Source organism: Streptomyces sp. NPDC048696 (assembly GCF_043198895.1).
GTDB lineage: Bacteria > Actinomycetota > Actinomycetes > Streptomycetales > Streptomycetaceae > Streptomyces.
Window position 1 is genome coordinate 36,828 of the sequence record NZ_JBICVJ010000034.1, and the last position, 8,664, is coordinate 45,491.

Annotated in this window: 6 protein-coding genes and 1 pseudogene; 1 reads left to right on the top strand and 6 read right to left on the bottom strand. The window is 70.8% G+C overall.

From position 1 onward, the window contains the following. Positions 1 to 56: 56 nt before the first annotated feature. Positions 57 to 449 (top strand): NTP pyrophosphohydrolase, encoded by a 393-nt coding sequence (locus ACGFRG_RS36150; RefSeq protein ID WP_393270965.1) that lies wholly within the window; start codon positions 57 to 59, stop codon positions 447 to 449. A gap of 185 nt (positions 450 to 634) precedes the next feature. Here the strand turns inward: ACGFRG_RS36150 and ACGFRG_RS36155 are convergent, their stop codons facing one another. From ACGFRG_RS36155 to ACGFRG_RS36180, 6 genes and pseudogenes are all read right to left on the bottom strand, one after another. After that, positions 635 to 2,179: an ArnT family glycosyltransferase gene (locus ACGFRG_RS36155; protein WP_393270968.1), complete on the bottom strand. Its 1,545-nt coding sequence runs from the start codon at positions 2,177 to 2,179 to the stop codon at positions 635 to 637. Between the two features lie 50 nt (positions 2,180 to 2,229). Further along, the gene (locus ACGFRG_RS36160) at positions 2,230 to 3,705 is read right to left on the bottom strand and encodes an amino acid permease (RefSeq protein ID WP_393270971.1); all 1,476 of its coding nucleotides are present in this window, start codon (positions 3,703 to 3,705) and stop codon (positions 2,230 to 2,232) included. 152 nt (positions 3,706 to 3,857) lie between these two features. After that, positions 3,858 to 5,807, bottom strand: a complete 1,950-nt coding sequence (gene dxs, locus ACGFRG_RS36165; RefSeq protein ID WP_361432730.1) for a 1-deoxy-D-xylulose-5-phosphate synthase — start codon at positions 5,805 to 5,807, stop codon at positions 3,858 to 3,860. A 178-nt stretch (positions 5,808 to 5,985) separates the two neighbouring features. Further along, positions 5,986 to 7,326 carry a sugar ABC transporter permease gene (locus tag ACGFRG_RS36170; RefSeq protein ID WP_393270974.1) on the bottom strand — a complete coding sequence of 447 codons (1,341 nt, stop codon included), beginning with the start codon at positions 7,324 to 7,326 and terminating at the stop codon, positions 5,986 to 5,988. After that, complete coding sequence (locus ACGFRG_RS36175) at positions 7,323 to 8,111, bottom strand: ATP-binding cassette domain-containing protein (RefSeq protein ID WP_361432732.1); 789 nt, start codon at positions 8,109 to 8,111, stop codon at positions 7,323 to 7,325. The genes ACGFRG_RS36170 and ACGFRG_RS36175 overlap by 4 nt, the downstream gene beginning before the upstream one ends. A gap of 217 nt (positions 8,112 to 8,328) precedes the next feature. Then, positions 8,329 to 8,664, bottom strand: a pseudogene (locus ACGFRG_RS36180) (ABC transporter substrate-binding protein); the annotation flags it as partial.

Below are 8,664 nucleotides of genomic sequence, written 5' to 3' on the forward strand. Positions count from 1 at the left end.
GCGGATTCACCCGGCCCGACGTGCGATTTCGCCGTGTTCCGTGCCAGGCTGCCGGGATGGTGACGACCTCGCTGGTGATCGTGGACGCGGCCAATGTGGTGGGCTCGGTTCCGGACGGCTGGTGGCGCGACCGGCGCGGCGCCGCCGAGCGCCTGCGCGACCGCCTCGCCGGGTACGCCACGACCGGCCTGCCCGGCTTCGCGGGCCCGGTGGAGCTGGTCCTGGTGGTCGAGGGCGCGGCCCGGGGTGTGGTGTCGGTGGCGGACGTACGGGTGGAGCCCGCGCCCGGCAGCGGCGACGACACGATCGTGGACCTGGTCGCCGGGCGGGCGGCGGACCGCCCCTGCCTGGTGGTGACGGCCGACCGCGAACTGCGCCGCCGCGTCGAGGCGCACGGCGCCGAGTGCGCGGGCCCCCGGACGGTGCGCCAGGCGCCGGGCAGGCCCTAGGGCCTGCCCGGTGGATCTGGCCGCCTTCGGTCCGGGCCGCCGTTTCGGTGCTGGTGAGCGGGGGTGTGGTACGTCCAGCTGCAAGGCGGAGGAGGGCGGCGAGGCGGAGCGTCGGCAACCGACGACAACGCGGCAGATGGGCGTACCACACCCCCGCGTCCCAGGCAAGATCCACCGGACAGGCCCTAGTCCCCCGACGGCCGCGTACGTACGTAGAGGACCGCCCCGTCGACCGTCCCCGCCAGCGGTTCGTAGTGCGCGGCCAGCAGGCGGCGCAGGCTCGGGAGGCGTTCGGGGGCGTACGGCTTGCCGCGTGAGTCGTCGACGATCAGTACCGGCGGCCGCGCCGTCAGCTCCGTGCGCAGGACGGTCCAGGAGCCCTCGACGCCGTACTTCTCGCCGACCTGGGGGCCGTCGCGGCCGCCGCTGTAGTTGGTGAGGAGTCCGGCCGTCAGATAGCGGGTGGCGGGGGTGCGGTCGGCCAGCCAGTACGTCTCGGGGTGTATGCCCCAGACCAGCACCCGCTCCCGGGGCGCCGAGCGGGCCCGTACGGCGGCGGCCAGGCGCTGGGCGTGGGCGAGTTCGGGGCGGGGCGCGAGCAGGCCCCAGCCGAGGAAGAGCGCGCAGCCGCACGCGGACGCGAGCAGCGCGCTGGTCAGCCGGTACGGCGGCAGGATCTGCAGCGCCGCGGCGGCGAGCAGCACCAGCGGCGGGATCAGCTGGAGGTAGTAGTGGCCGAAGAAGTGGAAGCCGACGAGCACGGCGCCGGCCGACGAGGCGAGCCACAGCCACACGTCGGCGGCGCCGGTCCGCGCGATCCGCAGCACCCGCACCACCGGCGGGATCAGCCCCGCGCAGGCGAGCGCGAGCAGCGCCGTGTTCCCCAGGCCCCGTGCCAGTACGTGGAGTTCGGAGCCGGTGAAGGAGGCGTACGCGCCGGAGCCGGTGACCGTCCAGAACAGGAAGCGGGACGGTCCGGTGGCGAGCGCGCCGAGCAGCACCGGGCCGCACAGCCCGGCTCCCGTGCGCAGCAGGGCACTTCGGCGCGGCGCCGCCGTGCGCCACAGCAGCCACAGGACCGGGACGAGACAGGCGCCGCCGGTCTGCTTGGTCAGGAGCGCCCCGGCGACGGCCAGCCCGGCGCGGCCCCAGTGGCCCCGGTCGGCGCAGCGCACCGCGGCGACCGTGAACGGCAGCATGAAGATCTCGAACGTGGCGGCCTGCGCGTCCTCGGGGTTGAGGCCGACGGAGACGAGCAGATGCAGGACGCCCGCGACCCGCCCGGCCCGGTCGCCCCAGCGGCGGCGGGCGGTGGAGGCGAGCAGCACCGCCGTGAGCAGCTGCGCCGCGACCGCCGCGAGCCGCAGCGGGCTGAGCGAGGTGTCCCCGAAGAGCGCGAACGCCGCCTCGTACAGCCAGGGCAGCAGCGGCGGCTTGCGGTCGACGACCGTGTCGTACAGCGTCCCCCCGGCCGCGAGTTGGCGCGCCTGGACGGCGAGATAGCCCTCGTCCGGGTTCCACAGGGGATGGCGGAAGGACGGCAGCCGGGTCAGCACGGCCAGCGCGGCGAGCGCGGGCAGCAGCCGCGTCCAGTACCCGGCGCGCCGCCCCCGCCCCGGCGCGGCCCGCGGCCGGGGCACCCGAGACGCGCGTACGGAGCGTGACGGGGTGGCGGACTCGACGAGCGTACGGTGCACGGGAAGCACGCTATCCGGCCCCGCAGTTCCCATCGAAGCGGGACATACGGGGCCGGTCGATCAACTCCGGGAACTCGATATCATCACTGTACGTTAACTCGACTGTGGGACCGTCCGTACAGGAAGTAGACGACGAAACCGATCGCCATCCAGATCCCGAACCGGATCCAGGTCTCGGCCGGCAGGTTGAGCATCAGCCAGAGGGAGGCGGCCACCGACAGGATGGGCACCAGCGGCACCAGCGGGGTGCGGAACGCGCGCGGCAGATCGGGGCGGGTGCGGCGCAGGATGATCACGCTGATCGCGACGACGACGAAGGCGAAGAGGGTGCCGATGTTCACCAGCTCGGCCAGTTCGCTGAGGCTGGTGAAGCCCGCCAGGACCGCGATCAGGGAGCCGAGCAGGATCGTGGGCCGGTGCGGGGTGCGAAAGCGCGGGTGGACACGGGAGAAGAACCGGGGCAGCAGCCCGTCCCGGCTCATCGCGAAGAACACGCGCGTCTGGCCGAGCAGCAGGATCATGCAGACGGTGGTGAGGCCGACGGCCGCGCCGAAGCTGATGACGCCCCCGAAGAAGGGGTGCCCGGTGCTCTTGAACGCGTCGGCGAGCGGGGCGTCGATGGAGAGCTTGGAGTAGTGCTGCATGCCGGTGACCACGATGGAGACGGCCACGTACAGGACGGTGCAGATGAAGAGCGAGCCGAGGATGCCGCGCGGCATGTCCCGCTGGGGGTTCTTGGTCTCCTCGGCGGCGGTGGCCACGATGTCGAAGCCGATGAAGGCGAAGAAGACGACGGACGCGGCGGTGAAGATGCCCATCACCCCGAAGTTGGTCGGGGCGTAGCCGAAGATGAGCTCGACGAGCGGCGCCTTGAGGCTGCCGCCCGCGGTCTGCGGCTGGGACTTGGGGATGAACGGCGTGTAGTTCTCGGACTTGATGAAGAACGCACCCGCGATGATCACGATGAGCACCACGGTCACCTTGATGGCGACGACGACCGAGGTGACCCGGGCGGAGAGCTTCATCCCGAGGACGAGGATGGCGGTCAGGATCAGGACCAGGGCGGCGGCCAGGATGTCGAAGCCGAAGCCGTGCGCGCCGTCGCGGCCGCTGAGCCCCTCCGGCATGTGCCAGCCCGCGTTGTCGAGCAGCGAGCGCACATACCCCGACCAGCCGACGGCCACCACGGCGGTGCCGAGGGCGAATTCGAGCACCAGGTCCCAGCCGATGGTCCAGGCGGGCAGCTCCCCCAGCGAGGCGTAGGAGAAGGTGTACGCGGAGCCTGCGACCGGGACGGTGGAGGCGAACTCCGCGTAGCACAGGGCGGCCAGCGCGCAGACGACGCCCGCCGCGACGAAGGCCAGGGAGACCGCCGGTCCCGCGTTCTCCTTGGCGACCTTGCCGGTGAGGACGAAGATGCCGGTGCCGATGATGACACCGACGCCGAAGACCGTCAGATCCAGCGCGGAGAGCGACTTCTTGAGCGCGTGTTCGGGCTCCTCTGTGTCCTTGATGGACTTCTCAATGGATTTGGTCCGAAAGAGACCGTTACTGACCACCTGTGCACCTCCGCTAGCTCAACGTCCTCGCCATGATCGGGAGGAGTGGCCGTACGGGTACCGGGCGGCGGCGGTAATTCACGCAATTGGGCCGGTCCAACCACCCGTACAGGGTGATCGGACCGGCCCGTTGACCGGTGTGCGCGGTCGCGTCAGTCGCGCACGGGCTCCACGGCGGGCTCGCTGTCGTACTTGCCGTCGAGCTTGGCGACCAGGCCGGTGACCTGGCGGGCGATGTCGGGCGCGGTGAGCCCGATCTCGGCCATGACCTCGCTTCGGGAGGCGTGGTCGAGGAAGCGCGGCGGGATGCCGAAGTCGCGCAGCGGCACGTCGACGCCCGCGTCGCGCAGCGCCTGGGCGACGGCCGAGCCGACGCCGCCGACGCGGCTGTTGTCCTCGACCGTGACGACGACCCGGTGGGTCTCGGCGAGCGGCGCCAGTGCCTCGTCGACCGGCTTGACCCAGCGCGGGTCGACCACGGTCGTCGAGATGCCCTGCGCGTCGAGCAGATCGGCGATCTCCAGGCACATCGGGGCGAGCGCGCCGACCGAGACGAGGAGGACGTCGGTGGGGGCACCTCCCATGCCCTTAAGGCTATGGGGGAGCTCGGCGCCGGCCGTGCGCAGCACGTCCATGCCGCCGATCCGGCCGACGGCCTGGACCGCCGGGCCGACCGCGCCCTTGGAGAACCGCACGACGGTCGGGGCGTCCTCGACCGCGACGGCCTCGCGCAGCTGGGCGCGCACCTGGTCGGCGTCGCGCGGCGCCGCGATCCGCAGGTCGGGGACGACCTGGAGGATCGACATGTCCCACATGCCGTTGTGCGAGGCACCGTCGGTGCCGGTGACACCGGCCCGGTCCAGGACGAACGTCACACCGCACTTGTGCAGCGCGACATCCATCAGGACCTGGTCGAAGGCGCGGTTGAGGAAGGTGGCGTAGACGGCGAAGACGGGGTGCAGACCGCCGGTGGCCAGGCCCGCCGCGGAGACCGCCGCGTGCTGCTCGGCGATGCCGACGTCGTAGACCCGCTCCGGGAAGGCCTTGGCGAACTTGTCGAGCCCGACCGGCTGGAGCATGGCCGCGGTGATCGCGACGATGTCCTCGCGCTCCTTGCCGAGCTTGACCATCTCCTCGCCGAAGACCGAAGTCCAGTCCAGGCCCGAGGTCGACACGGGCAGGCCGGTGTCCGGGTGGATCTTGCCGACGGCGTGGAAGCGGTCGGCCTCGTCCGCCAGGGCGGGCTGGTAGCCGCGGCCCTTCTCGGTGAGGCAGTGCACGATGACCGGGCCGCCGAAGCGCTTGGCGCGCGTCAGGGCGGACTCCAGGGCCTCGATGTCATGGCCGTCGATCGGGCCGACGTACTTCAGGCCCAGGTCCTCGAACATGCCCTGCGGGGCGATGAAGTCCTTGAGGCCCTTCTTGGCGCCGTGCAGCGTCTCGTAGAGCGGCTTGCCGACGACCGGGGTGCGCTCCAGGAGGTCCTTGCCCTTGGCCAGGAAGCGCTCGTAGCCGTCGGTGGTGCGCAGGGTCGCCAGATGGTTGGCGAGGCCGCCGATGGTCGGCGCGTAGGAGCGCTCGTTGTCGTTGACGACGATGACCAGCGGGCGGTCCTTGGCGGCGGCGATGTTGTTCAGCGCCTCCCAGGCCATGCCGCCGGTCAGGGCGCCGTCGCCGATGACCGCGACGACGTGGTCGTCCCGCTTCAGCACCTCGTTGGCCTTGGCGAGCCCGTCGGCCCAGCCCAGCACGGTGGAGGCGTGGCTGTTCTCGATGAAGTCGTGCTCGGACTCGGCACGGGCCGGGTAGCCGGAGAGGCCGCCCTTCATCTTCAGCCTGGCGAAGTCCTGGCGACCGGTGAGGAGCTTGTGCACATAGCTCTGGTGGCCCGTGTCCCACAGGACCTTGTCCTTGGGGGACTCGAAGACGCGGTGCAGCGCGATGGTGAGCTCCACGACGCCCAGGTTGGGTCCGAGGTGCCCGCCGGTCTTGGAGACCGCGTCCACGAGAAAGGTCCGGATCTCCGCGGCCAGCTGGTCCAGCTGCTCCGGGCTGAGCCGGTCGAGATCGCGCGGTCCCCTGATACGGGTAAGCAGCGGCACCCGTGCCTCCTTGCATCCGTGCTGGTCGAGCATTGCCGATTGGCCGAGTCTAATGTTCCGCCCGCGACGGCGTTCATCGGGCGGTGGGTTCCGCGTCCCGCGAATGGCCGACATCGGCGGGTACGCACAGACGTGCCCGGCGCCGCGAGGGCACCGGGCACGCCTTGGGGGACCGCGGTCAGGCGCGGCCCGCGGACTTCTGGGTCTTGCGGGTGACGGCGTCGATCACGACGGTGGCGAGCAGTACGCCACCCGTGATCATGTACTGGATCGGCGAGGCGATGCCCTGCAGGGCCAGGCCGTACTGGATCGAGGTGATCACCAGCACACCGAGCAGCGCGTTCCAGGTGCGGCCGCGGCCGCCGAAGAGGCTGGTGCCGCCGATGACGGCCGCCGCGATGGCGTTCATCAGGAGCTCACCGCTGCCCGCGCCCTGGTTGGCCGCGGTGATCTTCGAGGCGAGGAAGAGACCGCCGATGGCGGCGAAGGTGCCGGAGATCGCGTAGATCGAGGTGCGGATCATCACGACGTTGATGCCGGCGCGACGGGAGGCCTCGATGGAACCGCCGAGCGCGAAGACCTTGCGGCCGTACGCGGTGCGCCGCAGCACGAAGTCGGTGATCACCAGGACCGCCAGGAAGAGCACCACCGCGAGCGGCAGGCCCTTGTACTGGTTGTACACGGCGGCCACGGCGAACGCGGGGATCGCGAGCAGCACCGTGCGCAGCACGATCTCGCTCAGCGGCCGCGACGGCACACCGGCCGCCTCGCGGCGGCGGCTGTCGAGGAACGAGGTGAGGAAGAACAGCGCCACGGCGACCACGGCCAGGCCGTAGGCGGCCGCCACATCGCTGAAGTAGTAGCTGGTCAGCTTGGCGACCAGGCCCTCGGAGTCCAGGTTGATCGTGCCGTTGCTGCCGAGGATCTGGAGCATGAAGCCGTTCCAGAACAGCAGACCGGCCAGGGTCACGGCGAACGCGGGGACGCCGATCTTGGCGAACACGAAGCCGTGGATCGCGCCGGCGACGGTGCCGGTGAGGATCGCGAGGACCAGCGCCACCCACTCGGTCATCCCGTGCGTGACGTTGAGCACCGCGAAGGTGGCACCCGCCACACCGCTGACCGAGCCGACCGACAGGTCGATCTCGCCGAGCAGCAGCACGAAGACGATGCCGGTGGCGATCATGCCCGTGCCGACCATGGCCACGGAGATGTCGGAGAGGTTGCCGGCGGTCAGGAAGTTCGAGTTCAGGCTCTGGAAGATCGCCATGATGATGATCAGGCCGATGACGACCGGGATGGACCCGAGGTCGCCCGCCTTCATCTTCCGCTTGAACTCGCCCACGTACCCGGCGAAGCCCTGCTCGCGCACCAGCAGGCGCGGGTCGACGGCGGTGACCGCCTCGCCGGCGGCGGGCGGCGCGTCGACCGGGGCCTCGTGCGGCTTGTCGAGGTGGATGGGCTCCGTCGGGTCGGCCGGCGGGGTCTTGTCCACGGGGGAGGTCTTGTCGGTGCTCACTTCTGAACCTCCGCGTTGCGCGCCGCACGGCGGGTCACGGCGTTGTCCGTGGCGCCGGTGATGGCGGAGATGATGTCTTCCTGCGAGGTGGTCTTGACCTCGAAGACTCCGTTGTTGCGGCCGAGGCGCAGCACCGCGACCTTGTCTGCGACGGCCTTCACATCGGCCATGTTGTGGCTGATGAGGATGACCGCGTGGCCGCGCTCGCGCAGCCGCTCGACCAGGTCGAGGACCTGCGCGGTCTGCTCGACGCCGAGGGCGGCGGTCGGCTCGTCGAGGATGACGAGCTTGGGCTCGCCCAGCATCGAGCGGGCGATGGCGACGGTCTGCCGCTGGCCACCGGAGAGCGAGGCGATCGGGATGCGCACGCTCGGGATGCGGATCGACAGCGTCGTGAGCAGCTCACGCGAGCGGCGCTCCATCTCGACCTCGTCGAGGATGCCGCGCTTGCGCAGCTCCCGGCCGAGGTAGAGGTTGCCGACGACGTCGATGTTGTCGCACAGCGCGAGGTCCTGGTAGACGGTCGCGATGCCCAGGCTCTGGGCGTCGTGCGGCTTGTTGATCTGTACGGACTTCCCTTCCCACTCGATGACACCGTCATCGATGGGGTGGACCCCGGCGATCGTCTTGACCAGCGTGGACTTTCCGGCGCCGTTGTCGCCGACCAGGGCGACCACCTCACCGGCGTGGACCTCAAGCTCTACGTCGGTGAGCGCCTGAACGGCACCGAACCGCTTGGAGACCCCGCGCAACGCCAGCACGGGCGTAGCGGACACGTGAACCATCTCCTTCGCCGCCTGACCGGCGGGGATGCCGCGCCCCGAGGAGAGGGGGCGCGAAGGTTGAGCAGAAGAGAACGAGGAGGAGAAGCGTTCCGTCCGGCGCCCCGCCCGATAGCGGGGGCTGAGAAGGAGGGCAGGGCGCCGGAGGGGCTTCGGGGGCCGGGAGCCGGTCACGTACGCGAGCGGGAGGCCGCGTACGCGAGGGGGACCCGGCGGGGAACTACTTCAGACCGATCGCGTCGCAGGCGGCCTTGTAGTTCGCGGTGCAGATCTCGTCGACCTTGTAGATGCCGTCCTTGATGACGGTGTCCTTGATGTTGTCCTTGGTCAGCGAGACGACCGGCAGGATGACCGACGGGACGCCCTTCGTGGTCGGGCTGTCGACCTTGGACTTCGCGATCGAGTCCAGCTTCTCACCCTTGGCGAGCGCGACGGCCATCTCGGCCGCGATCGGGCCCTCCTGGACGTACGGCTTGTAGACGCTCATGAACTGCTCGCCCGCGACGATGCGCTGCACGCCCGCGAGTTCCGCGTCCTGGCCGGTGACCGGGGGGAG

Bases quoted from the DNA above. Each gene is read 5' to 3' on its own strand.
- ACGFRG_RS36150 (WP_393270965.1), top strand. From the start codon at position 57: ATGGTGACGACCTCGCTGGTGATCGTGGACGCGGCCAATGTGGTGGGC.
- ACGFRG_RS36175 (WP_361432732.1), bottom strand. From the start codon at position 8,111: ATGGTTCACGTGTCCGCTACGCCCGTGCTGGCGTTGCGCGGGGTCTCC.
- ACGFRG_RS36155 (WP_393270968.1), bottom strand. From the start codon at position 2,179: ATGGGAACTGCGGGGCCGGATAGCGTGCTTCCCGTGCACCGTACGCTC.